Below are 24261 nucleotides of genomic sequence, written 5' to 3'. Positions count from 1 at the left end.
CCCCGGTAACCGAAAGGCGGTCCCGGCCATGCCGACCCCGCCCCCGAAGCCCACCCCGAACCCCGCCCCGGGCCCGAGCGCGGCGCCGGAGGGCGCCCCCGCGGGGCCCCGGCCGCTGCTGCCCGAAGCGGCGCGGCGGCTGGCCGCCTGGTGCGCCGTCGTCCTGCTGGTGGCCGGTGTGGCCGCCGTCGGCGTCTGGCTCTGCGTGGTCTTCAAGACGGCCGTCACCCCGGTGCTGCTGGCCCTGCTGGGCACCGCCCTGCTCGGGCCGCTGCACCGGTGGCTGATCCGGATGCGGCTGAACCGCTCGCTGGCCGCCGCGCTGACCTGCCTGGGGGTGGTCGCGGTGGTCGGCGGGGCGACGTACGTGGTCGTGACGGCGCTCATCGAGACGGGCGACCAGATCGTCGGCGCCCTCAAGCGGGCCGGCCAGAGCCTGGCCGAGCACTTCGGGGCGGCCGGCACCTCCCTCCAGGACCTGGCCGCGAACGCCAAGGAGCTGCTCTCGAAGTTCGGCGGCACGGCCGCCTCCGGGGTGATCAGCGGGATCAGCGTGGTCGGGGAGATGATCGCGACCGCCGTCCTGGCGCTGCTGCTGATCTTCTTCTTCCTCCGCGACTCCGACCGGGCCTCGGGCGCCCTGCGCTCGCTGGCGCCGCGCTCGACCGGGGACACCGTCGAGGCGGTCGCGCGGCGGGCCTACGGGGCCGTCGAGGGGTTCATGCGCGGGACGACGTTCATCGCCGCGATCGACGCCGTCTGCATCACCGTGGGGCTGCTGGTGCTGCGGGTGCCGGGGGCGGTGGGGCTGGGCGCGCTGGTGTTCGTCGGCGCGTACATCCCGTACCTGGGCGCCTTCATCTCCGGCGCCGTGGCCGTGCTGGTGGCCCTCGCCGACCGGGGATGGGTGATCGGGCTGTGGGCGCTGGGGGTGGTGCTGGCGGTGCAGGTGCTGGAGGGGCACGTGCTCCAGCCGATGATCCAGAGCCGCACGGTGCAGATGCACCCGGCGGCGGTGATGCTGGCGATCACCGCCGGGGCGAGCGTCGCCGGGATCCTCGGGATGCTGCTGGCGGTGCCGCTGACGGCGGCCGCCTTCGGGGTCCTGTCGGAACTCCGCGCCCGCCACGGCGCTCCCGCCGCGGGACCCGGGGGCCCCGCGGCCGCGGAGGACGTGACCTAGGGGATCAGGCGGTCTCCTCCGGCTCCGCCTCGCCGGCGCCGCGGTGGCCGAGGCCGGTCACGTCGGTGCTGGGGATGACGCCCAGGCGGCCGGCCTGGAAGTCGTCGAAGGCCTGCTGGAGCTCGGCGTGGCTGTTCATGACGAACGGCCCGTAGTGCGCCATCGGCTCGCGGATCGGCAGTCCGCCGAGGACGACCACCTCGAAGTTCTCGCTGCGCGAGTCCTGCCCGGCGTCCGCCCGGATGGTCAGGGCGTCGCCGGAGCCGAAGACCACGGTCTGGCCCAGCTTGAACGGGCGCCGCTCGGCGCCGGCCGCGCCGCTGCCCGCGAGGCCGTAGGCGAGGGCGTTGAAGTCGGACCGCCAGGGCAGCGTGACCTCGGCACCCGGGCTGACGGTCAGGTGGATCATCGTGATCGGGGTGTGGGTGGCGCCGGGGCCGGCGTGGCCCGCGAGGTCGCCCGCGATCAGGCGGATCAGGGCGCCGCCGTCCTGCGAGGCGAGCAGCTTGACGGTGCCGCCGCGGATGTCCTGGTACTTCGGCGCGAGCATCTTGTCCTTGGCGGGCAGGTTCACCCACAGCTGGAGGCCGTGGAAGAGGCCGCCGGACATGACGAGTTCCTCGGGCGGGGTCTCGATGTGCAGCAGGCCGGAGCCCGCCGTCATCCACTGGGTGTCGCCGTTGGTGATGACTCCGCCGCCGCCGTGCGAGTCACGGTGGATGAAGGTGCCGTCGATGATGTAGGTGACGGTCTCGAAGCCGCGGTGCGGGTGCCAGGGGGTGCCCTTGGGCTCGCCGGCCGCGTAGTCCACCTCGCCCATCTGGTCCATCATGATGAACGGGTCGAGGTAGTCGTACTTGATCCCCGCGAAGGCGCGTCGCACCGGGAAGCCCTCGCCCTCGAAACCGGAGGGCGCGTCCACGACACCCAGCACGGGTCGGGCCTGGGCACCTTCGGCGGGAGCGATGACGCGCGGCAGCGCGAGCGGGTTCTCAACAGTCACTGCGGGCATGGTCAGGACCTCCTTCTGGCACGAGTTTAGTTGAATCTCGAACTTCCTGCCACCCGCACAGAACAGCGCACCCCCCGGGATCATTCCCGGGGGGTGCGCAGGACCTGGCCTCAGTGCGCCCTATCCATACATACGGCGCATCGCGAAGTCGACCATCTGCTCCACGGCCTTGGCGTCGAAGACCATGCGGTGGTCGCCCTCCATGTCGAGGACGAAGCCGTACCCGGTGGGCAGCAGGTCGATCACCTCGGCGCCGGTGATCACGAAGTACTTGGACTCCTTGCCGGCGTACCGGCGGAGCTCCTTGAGCGTGGTGAACATCGGGATGACCGGCTGCTGCGTGTTGTGCAGGGCCAGGAACCCGGGCGTCTCGCCGCGCGGGCAGTAGACCTTCGAGGTCGCGAAGATCTGCTGGAAGTCCTCCGCGGACAGCGACCCGGTGGTGAAGGCCCGCACCGCGTCGGCGAGCGACGGCGGCGAGGGCTCGGGGTAGAGCGGCTGCTCGCCGTACCCGCCGGCCATCTGCTGCGGGGCGGCGTACTGCTGCTGCCCCGCGCTCACGTTCTGGTCGTAGCCGTACATGGGCCGAAGCCTACCGAGCGGGCCCCGCCCCCAGGCACCCTCCAGCCGGACCCGGTTGACGCTGGTCACAGTCGCCGCAGAGGGGTTGCGCCTTATTACTGGTGGGTAGCATCATGAGGTTACCGATTGGTATGTACGAGGAACCTGTCTCCCCGAGCCTTAACGGAGCCGTCGCCATGGGGCACTACAAGTCGAATCTCCGCGACATCGAGTTCAACCTCTTCGAGGTGCTCGGCCGCGAAAAGCTGTACGGCACCGGCCCGTTCGGCGAGATGGACACCGAGACCGCCAAGAGCATCCTGTCCGAGCTGACCCGCCTCGCCGAGAACGAGCTGGCGGAGTCCTTCGCGGACGCCGACCGCAACCCGCCGGTCTTCGACCCGGCCACCAACACCGCCCCGGTCCCGGCCTCCTTCAAGAAGTCCTACGAGGCCTTCATGGACTCGGAGTACTGGCGCCTGGGCCTGCCCGAGGAGATCGGCGGCACCACCTCCCCGCGCTCCCTGATCTGGGCCTACGCGGAGCTGCTGCTCGGCTCGAACCCGGCCGTCTGGATGTACTCCTCCGGCCCGGCGTTCGCCGGCATCCTGCACGCCGAGGGCAACGAGGCGCAGAAGAAGATCGCCCGGATCGCGGTCGAGAAGCGCTGGGGCTCCACCATGGTCCTGACCGAGCCCGACGCGGGCTCGGACGTCGGCGCCGGCCGCACCAAGGCCGTGCAGCAGGAGGACGGCTCCTGGCACATCGAGGGCGTGAAGCGCTTCATCACCTCCGGTGAGCACGACATGGAGGAGAACATCCTCCACTACGTCCTCGCCCGCCCCGAGGGCCACGGCCCGGGCACCAAGGGCCTGTCCCTCTTCCTCGTCCCGAAGTTCCACTTCGACTGGGAGACCGGCGAGCTGGGCGAGCGCAACGGCGTCTACGCGACGAACGTCGAGCACAAGATGGGCCTCAAGGCCTCCAACACGTGCGAGATGACCTTCGGCGACCGGCACCCCGCCAAGGGCTGGCTGATCGGCGACAAGCACGACGGCATCCGCCAGATGTTCATGATCATCGAGTTCGCCCGGATGATGGTCGGCACGAAGGCCATCGCCACCCTCTCCACCGGCTACCTCAACGCGCTGGAGTACGCCAAGGAGCGCGTGCAGGGCCCGGACCTGGCGAACTTCATGGACAAGACCGCGCCCAAGGTCACCATCACGCACCACCCGGACGTGCGCCGCTCGCTCATGACGCAGAAGGCGTACGCCGAGGGCATGCGCGCCCTCGTGCTGTACACCGCCTCCGTCCAGGACGCGATCCAGCTCAAGGAGGCCGCCGGCGAGGACGCCTCCGCCGAGATCGGCCTCAACGACCTGCTCCTGCCGATCGTGAAGGGCTACGGCTCGGAGAAGTCGTACGCGCTGCTCTCCGAGTCCCTGCAGACCTTCGGCGGTTCCGGTTACCTGCAGGAGTACCCGATCGAGCAGTACATCCGGGACGCCAAGATCGACACCCTCTACGAGGGCACCACGGCCATCCAGGGCCAGGACTTCTTCTTCCGCAAGATCGTCCGCGACCAGGGCGCCTCGCTGAACGTCCTCTCCGAGACGATCAAGAAGTTCCTCGCCGAGGGCGTGGGCGGCGAGGAGCTGGCCCCGGCCCGCGACGCGCTGGCCAAGGCCGCCGTCGACCTGGAGGGCATCGTCGGCCAGATGATCGTCGACCTCACCGCCACCGGCGAGGACGTCAAGAACATCTACAAGGTCGGCCAGAACACCACCCGCCTGCTGATGGCCTCCGGTGACGTGGTCGTCGGTTACCTGCTGCTCAAGGGCGCCGCCGTGGCCGCCGAGAAGCTGGCGACCGCCTCCGCCAAGGACGTGCCGTTCTACACCGGCAAGATCGCCGCCGCGAAGTTCTACGCGGCCCAGGTCCTGCCGGGCGTCTCGGTCCAGCGCGCGCTGGCCGAGTCCGTCGACAACTCCCTCATGGAGCTCGACGAGGCCGCCTTCTAAGGCAGCCCCCTGGTCGTACGCGGTGTACGTACGCACCGGTGGCCGGACCTCTCCTGTCGAGGGTCCGGCCGCCGGTGTGTCCGGGGTCCGGCGCCTCCCGGCCGCCGGTGTGTCCGGGGGCACGGCGCCCGCGTACCCCGGTTGTCGGCGGTTCGTGGGACGCTCGTAGGCATGAGTCCACAGGAGCAGCAGCACGGCGGCAGGGGGTACACGGTCCCCACCGGGCGCCCCTACGCCCTCAAGGAGCTCCAGGCCAACGTGGGCGCCCTCGGCGACCGGATCAAGGACCTCTACGACGGGGCCCACCCCGCCGAGTACGACCCGGTGGCCGACGCCCTGTACGTGGCCTTCCAGACGGCCGCCGGCCTCGCCCCCGCCAAGAGCTACACCGGCTGCCCCGAGCACCCCAACGGCGCCCTCGACCCCGAGGCACCCGAGGGCTGGGGCCGCTGCCTCATCTGCAACGACCGCCGCCGCCTCGGCCGGCGCCTGCAGGGCGGGCGCCCGGCCGCCCCCGCCGCCCAGGTCGAACAGCGGCGCCTGGGCTACCCGGTACCCGACCCCCCGTACAGCCTCGACGTACTGCGGCGGTACCTGCGCGGCATCGACGAACAGCGCTTCCACCTCACGCTCGGTTCGCCCGACCAGGATTTCGTCCGCCTCGCCGACGACCTCCACCGGGCGTTCATCGTCGCCCGCGAACTGTCCCGCCCGCGGGGCGCCTCGGGCTGCTCCGAGCACCCCGGAGCGCCGGTCGACCCCGATGCCCCGCCCGGCGAGGCCTGTATCTTCTGCGCCGGACGCAAAAGACGTGCCCAGCGCCCGCCGCAGACCCCCGAGATGCTCCCGCGCATCCGCCGGGGCGAGCGCCGGCAGCTGCAGCGCCGATTCGAGCGTCCGCCGGGCTGAGGACCACGGAGCCCGCGGGCCACGCACCCGCGGCCCCCCGACCCCCGCGGCCATCCGCCGCAGTCCGGCCATGACGAACACGACTCTCGTTAAGGTGAACCACTTGACTTGCTCCCCCTCTCCTACCGAGAGGGGGCTCTCACCCTCACGGGTGAGGTTTCCTGCTTCACCACGGACCGCCCCGGCCGAAAGGAGGACTCCCGATGAGGTCTTACACCCGCTCCACAGGCAGCAACCGCCAGCCCGGCGGCCAGAAGATTGATCGCGGCGTTCCCGTCCCGGTCGTGGGTGGTCCCGCAGTTCCCGCACGTCCACTCGCGGACATCGAGGGGTATCCCGGAGCCGATGGTCCCGCACACCGAGCACAGTCGAGTGCTGGGGAACCACCGGTCGACGATGATCAGCCGCCGTCCGTACCAAGCCACCTTGTACTCCAGCAGCTGCCGCAGCTCACGCCAGGCGGCATCGCTGATGGCGCGCGCCAGCCTGCGGTTCCTGAGCATGTTGGTGACGGTCAGGTCCTCGATCACGAGCGTTTGGTTTTCGCGCACGAGACGAGTCGTCAGCTGATGCAGGTGATCCCTGCGGCGATCGGTGATCCGCGCATGGACCCTGGCCACCCGGGTGCGGGCCTTCGCCCGGTTCCTGCTGCCTTTCTCCTTCCGCGACAGCGCCCGCTGCGCCCGGGCCAGGCGCTCCCGGTCCCGGCGTTCGTGCTTCGGGTTGGCGATCTTCTCACCGGTGGACAGGGTGAGCAGGGCCGTCAGCCCGGCATCGATGCCGACGGCGCTGATGGTGGCGGGCAGGGGAGCCGGTGTGTCCTCGCACAGCAGGGACACGAACCAGCGCCCCGCGCTGTCGCAGGAGACCGTGACCGTGGACGGCCGCACCCCCTGTGGCAGGGGACGGGACCACACGATGTCCAGCGGCTCGGCCATCTTCGCCAGCGTCAGTCGGCCCTCCGCATAGCGGAACCCGCTGCGGGTGTACTCGGCCGAGGCGCGCGACTTCCGCTTGGACTTGAAGCGGGGGTACTGCGACCGCTTCTCCCAGAACCCCACGAACGCCGACTGCAGGTGACGCAATGCCTGCTGCAACGGCACCGAGGACACCTCGGCCAGGAAGGCCAGCTCCTCGGTCTTCTTCCATGCGGTGAGCAGCGCCGACGTCTGCCCGTAGCCCACCCGCTCCCGGCTCGCCTTCCAGGCCTCGGTACGGGCGGCGAGAGCCAGGTTGTAGACCTTCCGCACGCACCCGAACGTCCGCGACAGCTCAACCGTCTGCGCGTCCGTCGGATGGAAGCGGTACTTGAACGCCCGCTTCACGGAAGGAACCCCCACGCCCCGGACGCTAGGGGCGGTTACGATCCGAACACAAGCACAGGTCACAGCCTCACGCAGCGGCAGACCGCCGTAGCGAGGCTCCGGGCCGGGGTTGGCTTTCCTCCCCCGGCTGAAGCCGGGGGCTTCCACACAAGGGAAATTAGATGAGCTCTCCCGCCCGCTTCGACCGCGGCCACACCGACGATCTGATGACCTTCCTGACGGCCAGTCCGTCGCCGTACCACGCTGTGGCCAACGCGGCCGAGCGGCTGGAGAAGGCAGGCTTCAGGCAGTTGTCGGAATCGGACGCCTGGGACTCGGGCACGGGAGGCCGGTTCGTCCTGCGCGGCGGCGCGCTCATCGCCTGGTACGTGCCCGAGGGCGCGGCCGCGCACACCCCCTTCCGGATCATCGGGGCGCACACCGACTCCCCCAACCTCCGCGTCAAGCCCGTCCCCGACACGGGCTCGCAGGGCTGGCGGCAGGTCGCCGTGGAGATCTACGGCGGGACCCTGCTCAACACCTGGCTCGACCGCGACCTGGGCCTGGCGGGCCGGCTCTCGCTGCGGGACGGCACCGACCGGCTCGTCAACGTCGACCGCCCGCTGCTGCGCGTCCCCCAGCTCGCCGTGCACCTGGACCGGTCCGTCAACACCGACGGCCTCAAGCTGGACAAGCAGCGGCACATGCAGCCGATCTGGGGCCTGGGCGAGGCCCGCGAGGGCGACCTGATCGCCTTCCTGGAGGAGGAAGAGGGCCTGCCCCAGGGCTCGGTGGCGGGCTGGGACCTGATGGTCCACTCGATCGAGCCGCCCGCCTACCTCGGCCGCGACCGCGAACTCCTCGCCGGCCCCCGCATGGACAACCTCCTGTCGGTGCACGCGGGCGTGGCCGCCCTCGCCGCAGTCTCCGCCTCCGACAAGCTGGACCACATCCCGGTGCTGGCCGCCTTCGACCACGAGGAGAACGGCTCCCAGTCGGACACCGGCGCGGACGGCCCGCTCCTGGGCAACGTGCTGGAACGTTCAGTCTTCTCACGGGGCGGCAGCTACGAGGACAAGGCCCGCGCCTTCGCCGGCACCATCTGCCTCTCCTCCGACACCGGGCACGCCGTCCACCCCAACTACGCGGAACGGCACGACCCTTCGCACCACCCGCGCGCCAACGGCGGCCCCATCCTGAAGGTCAACGTCAACCAGCGCTACGCCACCGACGGCAGCGGCCGGGCGGTCTTCGCCGCGGCCTGCGAGCGGGCCGGGGTGCCGTGGCAGACGTTCGTCTCCAACAACTCCATGCCGTGCGGCACGACCATCGGCCCGATCACCGCGGCCCGCCACGGCATCCAGACGGTCGACATCGGCGTGGCGATCCTCTCGATGCACTCGGCCCGCGAACTCTGCGGCTCCGACGACCCGTTCCTCCTCGCGAACGCCCTGCTGTCCTTCCTGGAGGGCTGAGCCCCCAGGAAGGACCCGCCCGGGGTTCCTCAGCCGTCCATGCCTGCCAGTACCAGCGGCAGGCGGGCGGTGCCGGTGGGGGTGACGGTGACCGGGACGCCCCAGTCCTGCTGGTGGACGTGGCAGGCCGGGTATTCGTTCGCCGGGTCGTCGTCGCAGGACGCGGCCATCGCCGAGACGTGCAGCACCCCTTCGGTGACCTCGGGGTTCAGCTCCAGGTCCCGGAACAGGTCCGTGCCCTGGCCCTCGCCCGCCGCCAGGAGCTCCGGCGGGGTCGAGGAGACCAGCAGGCGGGTGGAGGGGCCGTAACGGGTGTCCAGCTTCTGGCCCGCCGGGGCCTGGAAGACCACGTCCAGGCGGAGCGTGCCCGGGGCCACCTCGGTGGCGGCCCGCTGCGTACGGTGGGCGACCGCGTCGACCCGTACGGCCTCCTCCGGAAGCCGCAGCCGGGTCAGCCGGTGCCGGGCGGACTCCACGACCACGATGTCCTCGCCGACGAGGACGGCGGCACTGGGCTCGCGCAGGTCGGTGGCGAGGGTGGTGACCTGGCCGGTGGCGGGGTCGTAGCGGCGCAGGGCGTGGTTGTAGGTGTCGCAGACCGCGACCGAGCCGTCGGGCAGGGCGGTCACCCCGAGCGGGTGCTGGAGCAGGGCCTGGGCGGCGTCGCCGTCCCGGTGGCCGAAGTCGAACAGGCCGGTGCCGACGGCGGAGCGGACGACGTAGCCGTCCTCGCCCGCCTCGACGTACCGCAGCGCGCTGGTCTCGGAGTCGGCGACCCACAGCCGGTCGCCGGCGGCCGCGAGCCCGGACGGCTGGGCGAACCAGGCCTCGGCGGCGGGACCGTCGACCAGCCCCTCGTTGGTGGTCCCGGCGGCGACGGCGACGGTGCCCGCCTCCGGGTCCCAGGTCCACAGCTGGTGCACGCCGGCCATGGCGATCCACACCCGGCCCTGCCACCAGGCCACGTCCCACGGCGAGGACAGGTCCACCTCCAGGGCCGGCCCGGAGGTCGGGGACCCCTGCCACCACTGCCGCCCGGTCCCGGCGACGGTCTCCACCGCGCCCGTGGCGGGGTCGAAGACCCGCAGCGCGTGGTTGACGGTGTCGGCGACCACGACCCGCCCGTCGGGCAGCAGCGCCAGTCCCTGCGGCTCGCTGAAGGCCTGCGGCCCGAAGCCGCGCTCCCCGCCGCCGATCCGCCGCACGACGCTCTCCCCGTCGGCGGCGAGCTCCACCAGCTGGTGGCGCGTGGAGTCGGAGACGAGCAGGTTCCCGGAGGGCAGCACGACCGCCTTCCCGGGGAAGCGCAGGTCGGTGGCGACGGGCTCGGGCGCCACGTAGGGCCCGTCCCCGCGGCGCAGCGTCCCCTTGGCCCCGTGCTCGGCCTCCAGCTCCTCCACGAGCCGGGCGATGGCGTGCGCGTGCCCCTCGCCGGCGTGCTGGGCGACGACGTACCCCTCGGGGTCGATCACCACGAGCGTGGGCCAGGCCCGCACGGCGTACTGCTTCCAGGTGGCGAGCTCGGGGTCGTCGAGCACGGGGTGGTGCACCTCGTACCGCTCGACGGCGTCGACGACGGCGGCGTGCTCGGCCTCGTGGACGAACTTCGGCGAGTGCACGCCGATGATCACCACGGTGTCGCGGTGCTTCTCCTCCAGCTCGCGCAGCTCGTCCAGGACGTGCAGGCAGTTGATGCAGCAGAAGGTCCAGAAGTCCAGGACGACGATCCGTCCTCGCAGGTCGGCGAGGGTGAGGTCCTTGCCTCCGGTGTTCAGCCAGCCCCCCTTGCCGATCAGCTCGGGGGCACGGACACGGGCACGGCGGGGCGCGGGCGCGGGGGTGGGCGCCGGGGCAGCATCGTTCATCCTTCAAGCTTGCCATCCACTCGTGAACGGCGGATCACACGGCGAGGAAGGCCTCCAGGGAGGTGGTCAGGGCCTCGACGAAGGTGTCCTGGACGGGGGGCGGCAGGAGGTCCAGGGAGAGGTACGGGTTGAGGTCCTCCAGTTCCACCAGGAGGAGCTCGCCCGTCGGGGCGCGGCAGGCGTCCACGCGCTGGATCCCGTGGTCGAGGGTGTTCCAGGCGATGAAGCGGCGCGCGAAGGCCAGGTCCTCGGGGGTGGGCTCGTACGGGACCAGGTCCCAGCGGCGGGCCGGGTCGGGGGCGTGGAGGGCGTACTGGAAGGCGTCGTCCACGAAGTAGAAGGAGACCTCGTAGGCGAAGTCGATCCGGGGCTGGATGAGGGACGCGCCGGGGCGGGTGGCCGGGGTCGCGGTGAAGGTCAGGCCTATGGAGTCGGCGCCCTGCTTGGGCTTGACGGCGTAGGTGTCCGTCGGCGGCAGGAGGTGGAGGTCCGCCGGGTCGTCCACGGTCGGGATGACGGGGTACCCGGCCGCCGTCAGGTCGAGGAGGTACTGCTTGCCGGCCATGTCGCCCCGGCCGGTGAGCGGGTTGTAGACGCGGGTCCCGGAGGCGAGCGCGGCCGCGCGGAAGGCCTCGTGGGCCTCCTGGTAGTGGAGCACGGGTCCGCTGTTGCGGACGATCACCGCGTCGAAGCCGGGCATCAGGGCCCGCGCGTCCAGCGGGTGGCACAGGGCGAGGGGGAAGTGCTCGCGCAGCCGTGAGGTGAGGAGGACGTCCTCGTCGCCGTAGCGGCGCCCGCGCGCCGGGTACGCCAGGTCGGTCACGTAGAGAAGGGGCATGGCGGCAACCTATCCCGGGAAGCGATGCCCGTATGAAATACCTCGTTCGGGACAAAATGCTGGCCATCGGGGACGACTACTGGATCGAGGACGAGGACGGCCGGCACGCCTTCCTCGTCGACGGGAAGGCGCTGCGGCTGCGCGACACCCTGGAGTTGGAGGATCCGCAGGGGCGGGTCCTGATCACCCTGCGGGAGCGGCTGTTCGGTGCGCTCGGGCTGCCGGGGCTGCCGGAGGCGATGACCCTCGAACGGGACGGGAAGCGGCTCGCGGTGATCCGCCGCAAGCGGCTGTCGCTGCTGCGCAACCACTTCCGCGTGACCATGTCCGAGGGGACGGAGCTCGACGTCAGCGGGCGGATCCTGGACCGGGAGTTCAAGGTCGAGTACGAGGGGGAGCTGCTCGCGCTGATCTCGCGCCAGTGGTACCGGATCCGGGAGACGTACGCGGTGGACGTGGTCCGGGAGGAGGCCGACGCGGCGCTGATGGTCGCGGTCGCGGTGTGCGTGATCCGGATGGCGGAGCGGGAGCGGGAGTGAGGGGGGTGGGCCGGGGGGTGGGCCGGGGGCCGCTGTCGGCGGCGGCCCCCGGCCGGGACTCAGCGGCCCAGGGTGCGGTCCTTGAGGGCCGGGAACTGGTCGCGGGTCTCAGCCACCTTCGCCGGGTCGAGCTCCACCGTCAGGACGCTCTCGCCCGGGCCCGCCTCCGCGAGGACCTCGCCCCACGGGTCGACGACCAGGCTGTGCCCGGACTGCTCGACGCCCGCGTGGGTGCCGGCCGTCGCGCAGGCCAGGACGTACGCCTGGTCCTCCACCGCCCGGGCCCGGTTCAGCAGGGTCCAGTGTTCGCGCCGCCGGGCCGGCCAGCCGGCCGAGACGACCATCGTGGTGGCGCCCGCGTCGACCAGGCCCCGGAACAGCTCGGGGAAGCGCAGGTCGTAGCAGGTGGCCAGGCCCAGGGTCTGCTCGGGCAGGGCCACCGTCGTCAGGGAGTCCCCGGCGGACATCAGCACCGCCTCGCCCTGGTCGAAGCCGAAGCGGTGGATCTTGCGGTAGGTCGCGGCGAGCTCGCCCGACGGGGAGAGCACGAGCGCGGTGTTGTAGAGGGAGCCGTCGCCCGCGCGCTCCACGACCGAGCCGGCGTGCAGCCAGACCCCGGCGTCGCGGGCGGCCTTGGACATGGCCTCGTACGTCGGCCCGTCCAGCGGCTCGGCCTCCGTCTCGAACTGCTCGTAGGCGAAGGCGCCGACCGTCCACAGTTCGGGCAGCACGACGAGGTCGCAGTCGCCCTGCTCCCGTACGAGTTCGGCGGCCCGGGACCGCCGGGAGGCGACCGACTCTCCGTCGGTCACCGCGATTTGGATCAGCGAGGCGCGCACAGTACCACCGTCCTGGCATGTCAGCCGGTCAAGTCAAGGCCTACGATCGTCACACGAAAGCGCTGTCGGGGTGCTCATCGGCAGCGTAGTTTTGGGAACAGTCCACAACGCGCCACTGAACAGCCAGCGAGGGGTCCCGTTGACCGTCCATCCCAGTCTTGAGCCGTACGTCGACGCGTGGACACACTCGATCGAGGCGATAACCGAGCTGGTCCTCCCCCTGACGGAGGGCCAGTGGAACCAGCCGACGCCGTGCCCGGGCTGGTCCGTGCGGGACGTGGTCTCGCACGTCATCGGCATGGAGCTGGAGCAGCTCGGCGACCCGCGGCCGATCCACACGCTGCCGCGCGACCTGCGGCACGTGGTGGACGAGTTCACCCGCTACATGGAGGTCCCGGTCGACGTACGCCGGCACCACACCGCCCTGGAGATGACCTCCGAGCTGGAGTACACCGTCATCCGCCGCCAGCGCCAGCTGCGCAGCGACAAGCGGGATCCGGCCACGACGCTGGTGCGCGGACCGCAGGGCGACCAGATCCCCCTGGAACTCTCCATGCGGCTGCGGGCGTTCGACGTGTGGATCCACGAGCAGGACCTGCGGGCGGCGCTGGGCGTGCCGGGCAACTGGGACGCACCCGGGGCGCACGTGGCGCGGGACATCCTGCTGTCCGGGCTGCCCAAGGCGGTGGCGAAGGGCGCGGGCGCGCCGCCGCACACGGCGGTGGTGCTCGACGTGCACGGCGAGCTGGAGTTCCTGCGGACCGTCCGGGTGGACGCGGCGGGCCGGGCCACCCTGGACCCGACGCCCTCGCTGGGCCCGGCGGTGTCGCTGTCGCTGGACTGGGAGACCTACGTCCGCCTCGCCGCGGGCCGGGTGCGGCCGCGGACGGTCGCGGACCGGGTGAAGGTGGACGGCGACCGGGAGCTGGCGGACGCGATCCTGGCGAACTTCGCCGTCACGCCGTAGCCGTAGGGGCCGGGGCGGCGGGAGCGGCGGGCGCGGCGGCGACGGTCACCGCGAGCGGGCGTTCCCGCTCGCGTTCCCGCTCCCGCGCGAGGGCCTTCGCGCGCAGGCGCAGGATCTGGCTGAGGCCCAGGAGTTCCACGACGAACACCGAGGCGAAGGCGATCCGGTAGTCGTCCCCGGTGGCGTCCAGCAGGACCCCCACCGCCAGCAGGGTGGTCATCGAGGCGAGGAAGCCGCCCATGTTGGTGATCCCGGAGGCGGTGCCCTGCCGTTCGGCGGGGTTGGCCGGGCGGGCGAAGTCGAAGCCGATCATCGAGGCCGGCCCGCAGGTGCCCAGCACCACGCACAGGGTGCCCAGCAGCCACATCGGGGCGTGCGCCCCCGGGTAGAGCAGCACGGAGGCCCACAGCAGCGCGGTGACGCCGACCGTGCCCAGGGCGAGCGGCAGCCGCGCGGCCGGGCGGCGGCCGATGACCTGCCCGTAGACCAGGCCCCAGCCCATGTTGGCGGCGACGATCAGGGTGAGCAGCCCGGCGGCGGTCGTCCGGTCCAGGCCCTGCGCCTCGACCAGGAACGGCATGCCCCACAGCAGCAGGAACACCATGGCCGGGAACTGCGTCGTGAAGTGCACCCACAGCCCCAGCCGGGTACCGGGCTCCCGCCAGGAGTCGCGTATCTGGCGGCGGACGAACCCGCCGCCGCCCGAGGGCGCGGGCGGCAGGGCGTACCCCTCGGGGTGGTCGCGCAGGAACAGCGTGAGCGGGACCAGGACCACCAGCCCCGCCACCGCGCTGCCCGCGAAGGCGGGCACCCAGCCGGCGCCGTGCAGCACGGGCGCCAGGACGAGCGTGGAGACGAGGTTGCCCGCCATCCCCACCAGCCCGGCCAGCTGCGCCATGAGCGGCCCGCGCCGGGCGGGGAACCAGCGGGTGCCGAGCCGCAGCACGGAGATGAAGGTCATCGCGTCGCCGCAGCCCAGCAGGGCGCGGGCGGCCAGCGCCATCGCGTAGGTCGGCGAGAGCGCGAAGCCGACCTGCCCGGCGGTGAACAGGACGGCGCCCAGCGTCAGCACCTTCTTGGTGCCGAGCCGGTCCACCATCAGCCCGACCGGGACCTGCATGCCCGCGTAGACCAGGAGCTGGAGGAGGGAGAACGTCGACAGCGCGGAGGCGTTGACGTGGAAGCGGTCGGCGGCCTCCAGCCCGGCCACGCCCAGGCTGGTACGGAAGATCACGGCGACGAAGTAGACGGCGACGCCGATCGACCAGACGGCCACGGCCCGGCGCCCGCCGGGCGGGTCCTGGACGGCGGCGGGGACGGACGGGGCGGCGGGGACGGACGGGACGGCCGGGGCGGCGGGGGCGGACGGGACGGCCGGGGCGGCGGGGGCGGCGGGGGCGGCCAAGGCGGCCGAGGGGGAAGCGGGGGAGGCGGGGGAGCCGGGAGCGGCCGGGACGGCCGAGGGGGAAGCGGGGGAAGCAGGGGAGCCGGGAGCGGCGGCGCTCATCGGTCCGCCCCCCGCACCAGCGCCTCGACCCGCCCGATGTGCCCCCGCACGGCGGCCGCGGCGGCCTCCCGGTCCCCGGCGCGCAGCGCGTCCAGGATCTCGGCGTGCTCGGCGAGGGTGCGCTCCACCCGGTCGGGGTGCGCGTGCAGCAGGGCCACGCCCATGCGCAGCTGGCGGTCGCGGAGCTGGTCGTAGAGGCGGGAGAGGATCTGGTTCCCGGCGCCCCGGACGATCTCGGCGTGGAAGCAGCGGTCGGCGGCCATCATCGCGGCGAGGTCGCCGGCGGCCGCGTGCCGCCGCAGCTCCGCCAGCAGGTCCGTGAGCCGCTCCAGCAGCGCCGGCGGGGCCGGGACGGCCTTGCGCACGGTGAACTCCTCGACCAGCAGCCGGGTTTCCACCACATCGGCGATCTCCTGCGCGGAGACCGGCAGCACCAGCGCGCCCTTCTTCGGGTACAGCTTCAGCAGCCCCTCGGTCTCCAGCCGCAGCAGCGCCTCGCGCACCGGGGTCCGGGAGACGCCGACGGCCACGGCGAGCTCGCCCTCGGTGAGGAGCACCCCGCCCTCGTAACGGCGGTCGAGCACGCCCTGCTTGACGTGCCGGTAGACGCGTTCGGCGGCGGTGGGGGCCTGGGTGGCGGTGGCGGTGGCGGGCGGCGTGGCGGAGGCTGGCATGCGCACAGGATAGATACGTGAGGGATACACACGCCTCCTCCGTCCACGATGCGGACCCCGACCCCGCCCACGATGCGGACCTCGCCCGCGCTGCGGAGCGCGTCCGCCCGCCGCTCCGCCGAAGGATGTAGCGCGGCTTCGTCCGGCGGCAGGACGTGGCGGGCCCGGCCCGCCGGAAGGCTGGGGGAATGGCCCACACCACCCTCGTCGCCCCCGGGGTGACCGCGACCCGGCTCCCGCTCCTCGACGTCCTGCGCGGCGCCGCCATCCTCGGCACGCTCATGACCAACGTCTGGATCTTCACCTCCCCCGGCTCGGAGTGGAGCGTGGCCCAGGGCGGTCTCCACGTGCCCGACCCGCTCACGGACCTCTCGGCCGCCACCGCCGCCGAGGCCCTCTTCCGCTTCCTCGCCGACGGGAAGTTCCTCTCCCTCCTGACCGTCCTGTTCGGGGTCGGCCTGGCCATCCAGTACGACTCCGCCGCCCGCCGGGGCGAGCGGTGGCCCGGCCGCTACCCGCGGCGGGCCGCGTTCCTCTTCCTGGAGGGGACCCTCCACTTCGTCCTCCTCTTCGCCTGGGACGTGCTGATGGGGTACGCCGTCACGGCCCTGCTGACGGCCTGGCTGCTGGCCCGCTCCGAGCGGGTGCGGCGGGTGGTCATGTGGGTGGCGGGCGGACTCCACCTGACCCTGATCGGCCTGGTCACCCTCGGCGGCCTGCTCACCCCCGACCCCGGCCCGCGGGCACCCGACCCGCAGGCGGTCCGGCTGTACGCGCACGGCGGCTGGGCCGAGCAGATCCGCTTCCGGCTCGACCACGCCCTCGCCCTGCGCGTCGAGCCCGTCTTCACCTTCGGCCTGCTGGTCTTCCTCTTCCTCCTCGGGGTCCGCCTGTACCGGGCCGGCGCCTTCGCCCCGACCTCCGCCGGGCGCCGGATCCGGGCCCGGCTGGCCGCCTGGGGGCTCGGCCTGGGCCTGCCGCTCGGCGCGGCCGCGGCCCTCGGCGGCGACGACTTCTTCCTCCTCGGCCGCTACGTCCTCGCCCCGCTGATCGCCCTCGGCTACGCCGGGCTGATCGGCTGGGCCCTGGACCGCGGCGCCGTCCCCGGGGCCCGCGCCCTGGCCTCCGTCGGGCGCACCGCCCTGTCCTGCTACGTCGGCCAGAACCTGCTGTGCGTGCTGCTCTGCTACGGGATCGGGCTCGGCCTGGCCGAGCGGATGGCCGGCTCCGGCCCCTGGTCGGTGATGGGCCTGTGGGCGGCGGTGTCCCTGACCCTGGTGGCCGCCTCCTCGCTGTGGCTGCGCCGCTTCGACCGGGGCCCGCTGGAGGCCGTGCAGCACCGGGTGCTCAGCCCCCGCCGGTGACGGCCCCGGCGGCCGCCGCGTCCCCCGCGTCCTCCACCACCTCCACGTCCAGCACGAACTCGTCGTACGGGGCCTCCTGCGGGTAGGGCGGCCGGACCTGCGCGAACCGGATCCGGGCCCGCCCGCCCGGGCTCCGGCCGAGGACCTCGTACGTCCGCTCCACCACCTCCCCGGGCAGCGCCCGCGCCGCCCGCCCGGACCCGGTCTCGCGCACGGTGACGGCGTCGGCGTTCCCGGAGACATGCCAGGTCCACACGTACCCGCGCGCCCCGCGGCCGGCCAGCCGCAGCGCGTACGCCTCTCCGGCGCCGAGGACGATCCTGCGCACCTCCACCCGTGGGACCTCCTGGTTTCACACCGGGCCGATGACGGCCCCCTCGTGCCATCCCGCCCCGTCCCGCCAGTAGTGCTGGAGCAGGCGGTCGGTGCGCAGGACGACGACTTCCAGGTTGAACCCGAAGCTGCCCTGGAGCATCCCGGTCACGGCCAGCACGTCGTGCCCGAACACGGCGCCGCGCGCCCACGGCGCCCCGGCGGCGTTGCCCCGCCACCAGTGCTCGACCCGCCCGCCGGCGACGGCCACGCACAGTTCGTAGTTCCCGGCGGTGTCCTCGTCCGCCGCCCCGTACTGGCCCTCGATCATGCAGGGCGCGGAGGTCGCCCCGCTGCCGAAGACCTCCCCGGGCTTCCAGGCGAAGCCGTTCGGGTCGTCGCGCCACCACAGCTGCATCCGGCCGTCGGTGCGGGCGGCGACCAGGTCGAGGGTGCGGGCGCGGGTCTGGACGAGGGCGGGGCCGTAGTGGGCGATGCCGGAGGCGAAGCGGCCGCCGTCGTTCCAGGTCCAGGGGGCGCCGTTGATCCGCCACCAGTGGTTGAGGCGGCCGTCGGCGGTGCGGACGACCACCTCGAAGTTGCCCGGCTGGCCGTAGTCGCTCTGGATGAACGCGGGGGTCGAGCCGATGGCCGCGTCGCCCGGGCCGAAGGCTCCGCCGTCGCGCCAGACGCCGACGGCCTGCTCGTAGTACCAGTGGCGGAGCCGGCCGCCCGTGGTGACGTGCAGGGTCTCCATGTTCCGGTTGTAGGTGGTGCCGGTGAAGGCGGGCTGCCCCGAGGCGTCGCTGGCGAAGGTCTCGGCGCCCGCCCAGGCGTAGGGGGCGTCGCCCTCGCGCCACCAGTGCCGCAGGTGGCCGCCGCCGGCGGTCGCGGCCATCTCGAAGTTGCGGTGGGCCCGGCCGTTGCCGCTCTCGTAGACGCTGCCCGCGTGCAGGCGGCGCTTGCTCCAGGGGTCGATGTTGGTTCCGCGCAGGCCGCACTTGGCCCAGTAGTCGATGTTGACCTCGCCGTACGCGATCCGGCCGTAGCCGCCGACGTGGTAACCGGTGCCCCAGGAGTTCTTGAACAGCCAGCAGCCGGCCGCGTCGTCGTAGCCGACGACCAGCACGCAGTGCCCGCCGGCGAGCCGGTCACTGGTGCGGTGGTAGACCCCGGCGCCGAGCGCGAAGAAGTCGTCGTACACGTCGAAGCAGGCGGTCAGCGGTCCGACCGTGTCCAGCCAGACCTTCTGCTGCTCGACGTCGCCGAGGCGCACGTAGTCGGTGATCCGCACGGTCCGTCCCGAACGGTCCCAGCTGGGCGTGTACTCGGCCCGCCAGGCGTCGCGCCGCTCGGCGGGCAGGCCGGGCGGCGGGGTGCTGTACGGCCAGCAACCGGGGTCGGCGAGGCCCCCGTTGTCCCTGATCCAGTCCAGGGCGGTCTCCGGGTTGCCGCTCTGCCCGCAGGTGCACTTCAGCCCGTCGTGGACGTCGCCCTCGGAGCGCTGCGCCCACACGTCGTGCTCGATCCGGGCCATCGACTCGACCAGCCCCGCCGCCCCGAACGCCCAGCAGGACCCGCACGGGTTCTGGTCCTTGACCTTCGTCAGCCACGGCCACCCCCACCGGCTCCGCCAGTCCACGGCCACCGGCCGCCCCGGCCCCGCGACCGTCCCGGGCAGCAGCCCGTGCGCGCCCCTGCGCCGCGTCAGGTCCGGGTTGCCGCTCTCCCTCCCCACGAGCGCCCGCAGGTCGACCCTTCCCGCCTCCGCGGCGGGCGTCAGGTTCGGCCCCGGCTCCAGACCGAGCGCGGGCCTCGGCAGCGGGTCCCCGTCGGCGAGGTGCTCGCCGACCGACCACCGCGCCCCCAGCGCCACGAGCCGCGCCCGCAGCTCCCCCACCGTCTGGACAGACTCCTCCGGCATCACGGCCCCCCAGCCACTCGTGTGTGAGCCCGGGGAGCGTCTCCCCGGCGCCGGACCCCGTCAAGGGGGTCCGCGCGGTCGCGCGGACGCACGGGGGTCGTACGGTTCCGGCATGGACGCGGGGGCCGGGGCGGAGCCCCTGGGGGCACCTCCCAGCGGTAGCCGGGGGAGACACGGGGAAAGGGCGGGGCGGGGAGAAGGCTCCGCGCAGCGGCCCCACGGCCGCCCCCACCCACCCGCACCCGCACCCGCACCCGGGACGGCACCCGCGCCCGGAACCGTACCGAACCCGGCCCCGCCCCCGTCCCTACGAGGACATGGCCTGCCCCCCGATCCCCGCCGCCCCCGCCAGCTGCGCCTCCCACCACCCGGCCACCTCACCGGCGCTCATCCGCCCCCACGCCGGCGTCTCCTCCACCTGCGCCCGCCCCAGCCGCCGCGCCAGCGCGACCAGCTCCCGCCCGGCCCCGCCGCGCGCCGCCTGGTAGCGGCCGACGAGCTCCTCCCAGGACCCCGCCCCCGCCCACGCCGCACCGAACGCGGTGGCGTCCTGGAGGGCCTTCGCCGCCCCGCTCGTGTTGTGCGGCCGCACCACGCTCGCGGCGTCCCCGGCCAGCAGCAGCCGCCCCGCCGCCGCGGGCTCCGTCACCAGGTCGTAGATGGGCTGCACGAACGTGTCCGCCGGGGCCGTCAGCGCCAGCGCCCGCCCCCAGTACTCCGGGAACTCCCGCTCCAGCAACGCCCGCAGATGCCCCGCGAGTTCCTCCCCCAGGGCCCCCGGCGGGAAGCTCGTCGGATCGTCGAACCGCAGCCCCGCTCCCTGCGGCGGCGCCGCGTAGAGCACCCAGTTGACCCGCAGCCCCTGCGGCCCGGGGATCCGGTAGATCACACAACTCCCGCCCGGGAAGCAGACGGTGGTCACGGCCTCGGGGTACGACTGGGCCCCCTCCAGCCCCTCCAGCAGCGCGGCGTCGAAGTTCCCCCGCCAGCACACGTATCCCGCGTAGTGCGGCGCCGCCCCCGGGCTCACCGCCTCCCGCACCACCGAGCGGTACCCGTCGGCCCCGACGACGAGGTCGAACCGCTCGCCGGCCCCGCCCCCGTCCCCGAACCGCAGGCGCACCCCGTCCCCGTCCCCCTCGACCGCCCCGACGGCCACCCCCTGCCGGTAGTCCACCGCCCCCGGGACCGCCTCCCGCAGCCCCCGCCACAGCAGCCCCCAGTGGTAGGAGTGGAACGGGAACGGCTGCTCCCAGATGAGCCGCCCCCCGGCCCCCGCCGAACCGTCCCGCACCACCCACCGCCGCCGCTCCAGCCGGTGCGCGGGGATCCCGGGCGGGAGCGCCCCGGCGGCGACCAGTTCCGCGGCCCGGTCGTCGTGGACGCACAGCCCGACCCCCCGGTCCGCGAGCCGCCCGCGCGTCCGCTCCAGCACGACGACCTCCCGGGCCCCCGCCCGCACCGCGGCCGAGGCGAACGCACACCCCGCGATGCTCCCCCCGACCACCGCGACACTCCCACCGCGCACAACGCCCTCCACCTGCCGCCGAGTTGTCCGACCCGCCAGCCTACTGACGCCCCCGCACCGCACCGGTACGACGCGACGGATCCGGCCACCGCGTCCCCACCCCGGACCGGGGCGCCGTCCCGCCGGGGCGCGCGTAGCGTGGAAGGGGCGAGGAGATGAGGACCATGACCGGACAGGTGTTGAGCGAGGTCAGCGGGGTCGTCGCCGCAGAACGGGAGGCGGGGCTCGTCGCGGCCTACCGGGAACTCGTGAGCCACCCGCTGCCCGACGGGCTGGTACGGACGGAGCTGCTGCGCGGCCGGGACGGCCACTGGCGCATCCAGACCCTGTGGCGGGACCGGGCGGCCCTGGAGACCGTACGCACCGCCCCGGGAGGCGCCCCGGCGCCCCGCCTCTTCCTCGACGCGGGCGCCGAGCCGGCCCTCGCGGTCTTCGAGGTCGAGGTGCACCTCACGGCCCAGGTGGGCCCGGCCTGACCCGGCGGCGGCCGCACCGCCGTAGGGTCGGGCCATGCACCTCCCCGACGAACCCGCCGCACCGGACGACGACGCGCTCGCGGCACGCTGCGGGGCGATGACCGCGGACCAGCGGCGGCACACGGCCCTGCTGGCGCTGTGGCGGCTGCGAGGCCCCCTCCTGGTGCTCGGGACGGATCCCGCCTGGGGGATCCACCGCACGGCCGTGGAGCGGGTCTTCGAGGCGATGCTCGCGGCCCCGGGCGCAGGGGCCTGGACGGAGGCGGTGGCCGGCCTGGCCCCGTTCCTCACGGACCCCCCGGAGAGCGAGCCGGACGGAACGCTCGCCGAGGTCCAGCTGGAGGTCCTGGCCGAACTGTCGGCGTGGCGCCCGTCGGGCGACCCGGGCCCGGACGCGACGGAGCGGATCGTCCGCCTCGCCCGGGACCTGTCCCGCTCGCTCGACACGAGCAGCGCGGACCGCCTGTGGGACCACCCGGCCCGCCGCGCCCACGCCCGCTACCTCGCGGCGCTGCCCGCCGGCGGGACCGGGACCGGGACCGGGACCGGGACCGGCTACCACGAGGCCCGCAACCACGTCGTCGAGGCCGCGTGCCACGACCTCGTGGCGGCCCTGCCTCCCGGCGCGGCCCTGCCGGACACCGCCGCCGGCGAGGAGGCGCTCGCACGCTGCGAGGCGTTCGGCGCCGAACTCGCCGTGACGCTGGCCTGGCACGAAAACCTGGGGCGCTGACTCCCCCCGGCCCGTAGGGTGCTCGCCGCACCGAGCCAGGGGGAGACCGTGGAAACCGCCGCAAAGCCGTTGGAGACCGTCCGTACGCCGTGGAGCGTCCCGCCGTTCCGGCGGTTCGTTTCGGCCAACCTCATCTCGGCGGCGGGATCCGCCATGGCCCCCCTGGCCCTGGCCTACTCCGTCATCGAGCAGGGCGGCGGCGCCGGCTCCCTCGGCCTGGTCCTCGCCGTGAACACCCTCCCCACGATCGTGTTCCTCCTGGTCGGAGGGGTCTTCGCCGACCGCCTCTCCCGCAGCCGGATCCTCTTCCTCGGCAACCTCCTCGCCGCCGGCGCCCAGGGCGCCCTCGCCGTCACCGTGGCCACGGGTCACGCGACCACCCTCTCCATGGCCGCCTGCGGCCTGGTCTCGGGCACCGCGGCCTCGTTCACCGTCCCGGCCACGCAGGGCGCCGTCGCCCAGATCGTCCCGCAGAAGCACCTCCAGCAGGCCAACGCGCTCCTGCGCCTGCCGGGCAACGCCGTCAAGGTGCTGGCCCCGGTCGTGGGCGGCCTCGTCGTCGCCGCGAGCGGGGCGGCCTGGGCCCTGGCCTGGGACGCCCTCACCTTCGCCATCGCCGCCGTCCTGCTCCTCACCCTCTCCCTGGAGGCCCCGCCCACCCCGCGCACGGGTGTCCTGGCCGACCTGCGGGCGGGCTGGGACGGCTTCCGCTCCCGTACCTGGCTGTGGACGTACACGGCCGCCGGGGCGGTCGTCGTCGCCGCCTGGCTGGCGGGCTTCCAGCTCCTGGGCCCCCTGGTCACCGCCCGGGACTACGCCGGGGCACGCGACTGGGGCCTGGTCCAGGCGGCCTTCTCCGGCGGCCTGCTGGCCGGCACCCTGGTCTGCCTGCGCTGGAGGCCGTACCGCCTCCTGACGGTCGCGGTCGCCACGACCGGCGCCCTCGCGCTCCCCCTGGCCGCCCTGGCCCTCGCCCTGCCGCTGCCCGCCGTCCTGGCGGCGGCCCTGCTGGCGGGGGTCGGCCTCGACGTGGCGATCGTCGCGTGGAGCACCGCGTTCCAGCAGCACGTCCCGCAGGAGGAACAGGGCCGCATGAGCGCCTTCAACGGCATCGGAGAACGCCTGGCCATCCCCCTCGGCTACCTCGTCACGGCCCTGGCCTCCCACCTCTGGACCCCCCGCACGACCCTCCTGGCCTGCGCCACCCTGATCGCGGCCGCAGCCGCCCTCAACCTCTGCATCCGAGACGTCCACCGCATCAACCGGCGCACCCCGGACGCCGCCTAGGCCGCGAGGACTCCGCCCCGGCGATCCCGCCGTTGCTCAACGGGTCCTGGTGAAGGTCGCCCACGCGGTGGGGGCTACCTGGATGACGGGGGCGTCGGCCGACGCCCGCTTGCTGTCCCGGACGGCGACCCTGCCGGTCACGTTCGTGGCGACCTCGACGCAGTCCGAGTCGATCTGACCTTCGCTGTAACCGGACTTCTTGAACTCGAAGTTGTTCACGGGCTACAGACCTCTGCTGATTTCTTCGATCAGGTTGAGGGACGCCTGCGGCGCGAGACTCATGCGCGCCACGCGCTCGAACGTCCGCGTGTACTTCCTGCTGGCATCCGCCCCCTCTGCCCACACAGTAGCCGCGGTGCCTTCGGCATAGCCGACGTCCAAGGCCCCGGGTTCGGCGAACGAGATGACGTTGAACGCCCGCCCGCCGCATGGTGCGCTCCCGCACGGAACGGCAGCACCTGAATGTGGATGTGCGGCTGCTCGCCGGATCAGGAGGTGCCATGAACACCGAGCCCCACGCCCTCGCCCGTTCCGCCGTACGGAACTACCCGCCCCGCCAGGACTCCGTCCCTGCCGCCCGGCGCTGGGCGGCGTGGATGGCCGTGGCGTGGGGGGAGCCGCGGGTCGCCGCCGACGTGGCGCTCGTGACGAGCGAGCTGTTCACGAACGCGCTGCTGCACGGCGCCGTGCGCGACCGGTACCTGCGGGTCGAGGTGCGGCTCGACGGAGCAGTGCTCCGTGTCGCGGTCACCGATCCGAAGGGTGAGCGGTGGCCCGAGATGCGGGCGGCCGGCGAGGAGGAGCAGTACGGGCGGGGGCTGGCCGTCGTGGCCGGTGTCGCGCGGCGGTGGGGGGCCTCGCGGCTGGTGGTGGGGAAGACCGTGTGGGCCGAGTGCGCCCTGCCGGGGCCCGTCCAGGGGGCCTGACCCGGCCCCCGTAT

The 24261-nt window shown here is 73.5% G+C and carries 24 protein-coding genes; 11 read left to right on the top strand and 13 right to left on the bottom strand.

Features of this window, described 5'->3' with window-relative positions; translation table 11 throughout:
- Positions 1–28: 28 nt before the first annotated feature.
- Positions 29–1183, top strand: a complete 1155-nt coding sequence (locus tag ACFVXK_RS11655) for an AI-2E family transporter (protein ID WP_389611323.1) — start codon at positions 29–31, stop codon at positions 1181–1183.
- 4 nt (positions 1184–1187) lie between these two features.
- Here ACFVXK_RS11655 and ACFVXK_RS11650 read toward each other — a convergent pair whose 3' ends face one another.
- Positions 1188–2195 carry a pirin family protein gene (locus ACFVXK_RS11650; protein WP_389611322.1) on the bottom strand — a complete coding sequence of 336 codons (1008 nt, stop codon included), beginning with the start codon at positions 2193–2195 and terminating at the stop codon, positions 1188–1190.
- A gap of 120 nt (positions 2196–2315) precedes the next feature.
- Positions 2316–2777, bottom strand: a complete 462-nt coding sequence (locus ACFVXK_RS11645) for an SseB family protein (protein WP_042815576.1) — start codon at positions 2775–2777, stop codon at positions 2316–2318.
- Between the two features lie 176 nt (positions 2778–2953).
- Between ACFVXK_RS11645 and ACFVXK_RS11640 the strand changes: the two genes are divergently transcribed.
- The gene (locus ACFVXK_RS11640; RefSeq protein ID WP_389611334.1) at positions 2954–4780 is read left to right on the top strand and encodes an acyl-CoA dehydrogenase; all 1827 of its coding nucleotides are present in this window, start codon (positions 2954–2956) and stop codon (positions 4778–4780) included.
- 171 nt (positions 4781–4951) lie between these two features.
- The gene (locus tag ACFVXK_RS11635; RefSeq protein ID WP_389611321.1) at positions 4952–5689 is read left to right on the top strand and encodes a hypothetical protein; all 738 of its coding nucleotides are present in this window, start codon (positions 4952–4954) and stop codon (positions 5687–5689) included.
- 122 nt (positions 5690–5811) lie between these two features.
- On the opposite strand, the gene ACFVXK_RS11630 is transcribed toward ACFVXK_RS11635, so the two are convergent.
- Positions 5812–7029 carry an RNA-guided endonuclease InsQ/TnpB family protein gene (locus tag ACFVXK_RS11630; RefSeq protein WP_389611320.1) on the bottom strand — a complete coding sequence of 406 codons (1218 nt, stop codon included), beginning with the start codon at positions 7027–7029 and terminating at the stop codon, positions 5812–5814.
- 146 nt (positions 7030–7175) lie between these two features.
- Between ACFVXK_RS11630 and ACFVXK_RS11625 the strand changes: the two genes are divergently transcribed.
- A complete protein-coding gene (locus ACFVXK_RS11625; RefSeq protein ID WP_389611319.1) occupies positions 7176–8468 on the top strand; it encodes a M18 family aminopeptidase in 1293 nt (430 codons plus the stop codon).
- A 29-nt stretch (positions 8469–8497) separates the two neighbouring features.
- Here the strand turns inward: ACFVXK_RS11625 and ACFVXK_RS11620 are convergent, their stop codons facing one another.
- Complete coding sequence (locus ACFVXK_RS11620; RefSeq protein ID WP_389611318.1) at positions 8498–10333, bottom strand: NHL domain-containing thioredoxin family protein; 1836 nt, start codon at positions 10331–10333, stop codon at positions 8498–8500.
- A 34-nt stretch (positions 10334–10367) separates the two neighbouring features.
- Positions 10368–11171: a hypothetical protein gene (locus tag ACFVXK_RS11615; RefSeq protein WP_389611317.1), complete on the bottom strand. Its 804-nt coding sequence runs from the start codon at positions 11169–11171 to the stop codon at positions 10368–10370.
- A 32-nt stretch (positions 11172–11203) separates the two neighbouring features.
- On the opposite strand from ACFVXK_RS11615, the gene ACFVXK_RS11610 reads away from it, so the two are divergent.
- A complete protein-coding gene (locus tag ACFVXK_RS11610) occupies positions 11204–11710 on the top strand; it encodes an LURP-one-related/scramblase family protein (RefSeq protein ID WP_389611316.1) in 507 nt (168 codons plus the stop codon).
- A 59-nt stretch (positions 11711–11769) separates the two neighbouring features.
- Here the strand turns inward: ACFVXK_RS11610 and ACFVXK_RS11605 are convergent, their stop codons facing one another.
- Positions 11770–12549 (bottom strand): carbon-nitrogen family hydrolase, encoded by a 780-nt coding sequence (locus tag ACFVXK_RS11605; protein ID WP_389611315.1) that lies wholly within the window; start codon positions 12547–12549, stop codon positions 11770–11772.
- Between the two features lie 139 nt (positions 12550–12688).
- On the opposite strand from ACFVXK_RS11605, the gene ACFVXK_RS11600 reads away from it, so the two are divergent.
- Positions 12689–13516 carry a maleylpyruvate isomerase family mycothiol-dependent enzyme gene (locus ACFVXK_RS11600; protein ID WP_389611314.1) on the top strand — a complete coding sequence of 276 codons (828 nt, stop codon included), beginning with the start codon at positions 12689–12691 and terminating at the stop codon, positions 13514–13516.
- Here ACFVXK_RS11600 and ACFVXK_RS11595 read toward each other — a convergent pair.
- Together ACFVXK_RS11595 and ACFVXK_RS11590 are read right to left on the bottom strand one after the other, a co-directional pair.
- On the bottom strand, positions 13506–15023 hold the full coding sequence (locus ACFVXK_RS11595; protein WP_389611313.1) for a nitrate/nitrite transporter: 1518 nt from the start codon (positions 15021–15023) through the stop codon (positions 13506–13508). The two genes, ACFVXK_RS11600 and ACFVXK_RS11595, sit on opposite strands and share 11 nt — an antisense overlap.
- On the bottom strand, positions 15020–15697 hold the full coding sequence (locus ACFVXK_RS11590; protein ID WP_389611312.1) for a GntR family transcriptional regulator: 678 nt from the start codon (positions 15695–15697) through the stop codon (positions 15020–15022). Before ACFVXK_RS11590 ends, ACFVXK_RS11595 begins: the two co-directional genes overlap by 4 nt.
- Positions 15698–15885: 188 nt before the next feature.
- Here ACFVXK_RS11590 and ACFVXK_RS11585 point away from each other — a divergent pair, with 188 nt between their 5' ends.
- The gene (locus tag ACFVXK_RS11585; protein WP_389611311.1) at positions 15886–17061 is read left to right on the top strand and encodes a DUF418 domain-containing protein; all 1176 of its coding nucleotides are present in this window, start codon (positions 15886–15888) and stop codon (positions 17059–17061) included.
- Here the strand turns inward: ACFVXK_RS11585 and ACFVXK_RS11580 are convergent.
- The 3 genes from ACFVXK_RS11580 to ACFVXK_RS11570 all read right to left on the bottom strand — a co-directional run bounded on the left by ACFVXK_RS11580 (position 17045) and on the right by ACFVXK_RS11570 (position 20825).
- Complete coding sequence (locus ACFVXK_RS11580) at positions 17045–17395, bottom strand: hypothetical protein (RefSeq protein WP_389611310.1); 351 nt, start codon at positions 17393–17395, stop codon at positions 17045–17047. The genes ACFVXK_RS11585 and ACFVXK_RS11580 overlap by 17 nt on opposite strands.
- Before the next feature lie 18 nt (positions 17396–17413).
- Positions 17414–19297, bottom strand: a complete 1884-nt coding sequence (locus tag ACFVXK_RS11575; protein ID WP_389611309.1) for a C1 family peptidase — start codon at positions 19295–19297, stop codon at positions 17414–17416.
- A gap of 307 nt (positions 19298–19604) precedes the next feature.
- Positions 19605–20825, bottom strand: a complete 1221-nt coding sequence (locus ACFVXK_RS11570) for an FAD-dependent monooxygenase (protein WP_389611308.1) — start codon at positions 20823–20825, stop codon at positions 19605–19607.
- Positions 20826–20989: 164 nt separating this feature from the next.
- Between ACFVXK_RS11570 and ACFVXK_RS11565 the strand changes: the two genes are divergently transcribed.
- From ACFVXK_RS11565 to ACFVXK_RS11555, 3 genes are read left to right on the top strand one after another with little or no spacing between them, the layout of a single operon-like run.
- A complete protein-coding gene (locus tag ACFVXK_RS11565) occupies positions 20990–21301 on the top strand; it encodes a hypothetical protein (RefSeq protein WP_389611307.1) in 312 nt (103 codons plus the stop codon).
- Positions 21302–21335: 34 nt separating this feature from the next.
- Positions 21336–22034, top strand: a complete 699-nt coding sequence (locus ACFVXK_RS11560) for a hypothetical protein (protein ID WP_389611306.1) — start codon at positions 21336–21338, stop codon at positions 22032–22034.
- 48 nt (positions 22035–22082) lie between these two features.
- On the top strand, positions 22083–23321 hold the full coding sequence (locus ACFVXK_RS11555) for an MFS transporter (protein ID WP_389611305.1): 1239 nt from the start codon (positions 22083–22085) through the stop codon (positions 23319–23321).
- Positions 23322–23357: 36 nt separating this feature from the next.
- Here the strand turns inward: ACFVXK_RS11555 and ACFVXK_RS11550 are convergent, their stop codons facing one another.
- Entirely contained in the window at positions 23358–23540 is a 183-nt protein-coding gene (locus ACFVXK_RS11550) for a DUF397 domain-containing protein (RefSeq protein WP_389611304.1), read from the bottom strand.
- Positions 23541–23543: 3 nt separating this feature from the next.
- Positions 23544–23810, bottom strand: a complete 267-nt coding sequence (locus ACFVXK_RS11545) for a Scr1 family TA system antitoxin-like transcriptional regulator (protein ID WP_389611333.1) — start codon at positions 23808–23810, stop codon at positions 23544–23546.
- Between the two features lie 11 nt (positions 23811–23821).
- On the opposite strand from ACFVXK_RS11545, the gene ACFVXK_RS11540 reads away from it, so the two are divergent.
- Positions 23822–24247 carry an ATP-binding protein gene (locus tag ACFVXK_RS11540; RefSeq protein ID WP_389611303.1) on the top strand — a complete coding sequence of 142 codons (426 nt, stop codon included), beginning with the start codon at positions 23822–23824 and terminating at the stop codon, positions 24245–24247.
- Positions 24248–24261: the final 14 nt, after the last annotated feature.

It is taken from the genome of Streptomyces sp. NPDC058157, assembly GCF_042884105.1.
GTDB lineage: Bacteria > Actinomycetota > Actinomycetes > Streptomycetales > Streptomycetaceae > Streptomyces.
Note: the sequence above shows the minus strand (reverse complement) of the source record. Positions and strands in the feature narration are given on the sequence as shown.

Excerpts from the sequence above, each read along its gene's own strand:
- ACFVXK_RS11655 (WP_389611323.1), top strand. The coding sequence starts at position 29 with ATGCCGACCCCGCCCCCGAAGCCCACCCCGAACCCCGCCCCGGGCCCG.
- ACFVXK_RS11650 (WP_389611322.1), bottom strand. The coding sequence starts at position 2,195 with ATGCCCGCAGTGACTGTTGAGAACCCGCTCGCGCTGCCGCGCGTCATC.
- ACFVXK_RS11645 (WP_042815576.1), bottom strand. The coding sequence starts at position 2,777 with ATGTACGGCTACGACCAGAACGTGAGCGCGGGGCAGCAGCAGTACGCC.
- ACFVXK_RS11640 (WP_389611334.1), top strand. The coding sequence starts at position 2,954 with ATGGGGCACTACAAGTCGAATCTCCGCGACATCGAGTTCAACCTCTTC.
- ACFVXK_RS11635 (WP_389611321.1), top strand. The coding sequence starts at position 4,952 with ATGAGTCCACAGGAGCAGCAGCACGGCGGCAGGGGGTACACGGTCCCC.
- ACFVXK_RS11625 (WP_389611319.1), top strand. The coding sequence starts at position 7,176 with ATGAGCTCTCCCGCCCGCTTCGACCGCGGCCACACCGACGATCTGATG.
- ACFVXK_RS11620 (WP_389611318.1), bottom strand. The coding sequence starts at position 10,333 with ATGAACGATGCTGCCCCGGCGCCCACCCCCGCGCCCGCGCCCCGCCGT.
- ACFVXK_RS11615 (WP_389611317.1), bottom strand. The coding sequence starts at position 11,171 with ATGCCCCTTCTCTACGTGACCGACCTGGCGTACCCGGCGCGCGGGCGC.
- ACFVXK_RS11610 (WP_389611316.1), top strand. The coding sequence starts at position 11,204 with ATGAAATACCTCGTTCGGGACAAAATGCTGGCCATCGGGGACGACTAC.
- ACFVXK_RS11595 (WP_389611313.1), bottom strand. The coding sequence starts at position 15,023 with ATGAGCGCCGCCGCTCCCGGCTCCCCTGCTTCCCCCGCTTCCCCCTCG.
- ACFVXK_RS11590 (WP_389611312.1), bottom strand. The coding sequence starts at position 15,697 with ATGCCAGCCTCCGCCACGCCGCCCGCCACCGCCACCGCCACCCAGGCC.
- ACFVXK_RS11585 (WP_389611311.1), top strand. The coding sequence starts at position 15,886 with ATGGCCCACACCACCCTCGTCGCCCCCGGGGTGACCGCGACCCGGCTC.
- ACFVXK_RS11575 (WP_389611309.1), bottom strand. The coding sequence starts at position 19,297 with ATGCCGGAGGAGTCTGTCCAGACGGTGGGGGAGCTGCGGGCGCGGCTC.
- ACFVXK_RS11565 (WP_389611307.1), top strand. The coding sequence starts at position 20,990 with ATGACCGGACAGGTGTTGAGCGAGGTCAGCGGGGTCGTCGCCGCAGAA.
- ACFVXK_RS11560 (WP_389611306.1), top strand. The coding sequence starts at position 21,336 with ATGCACCTCCCCGACGAACCCGCCGCACCGGACGACGACGCGCTCGCG.
- ACFVXK_RS11540 (WP_389611303.1), top strand. The coding sequence starts at position 23,822 with ATGAACACCGAGCCCCACGCCCTCGCCCGTTCCGCCGTACGGAACTAC.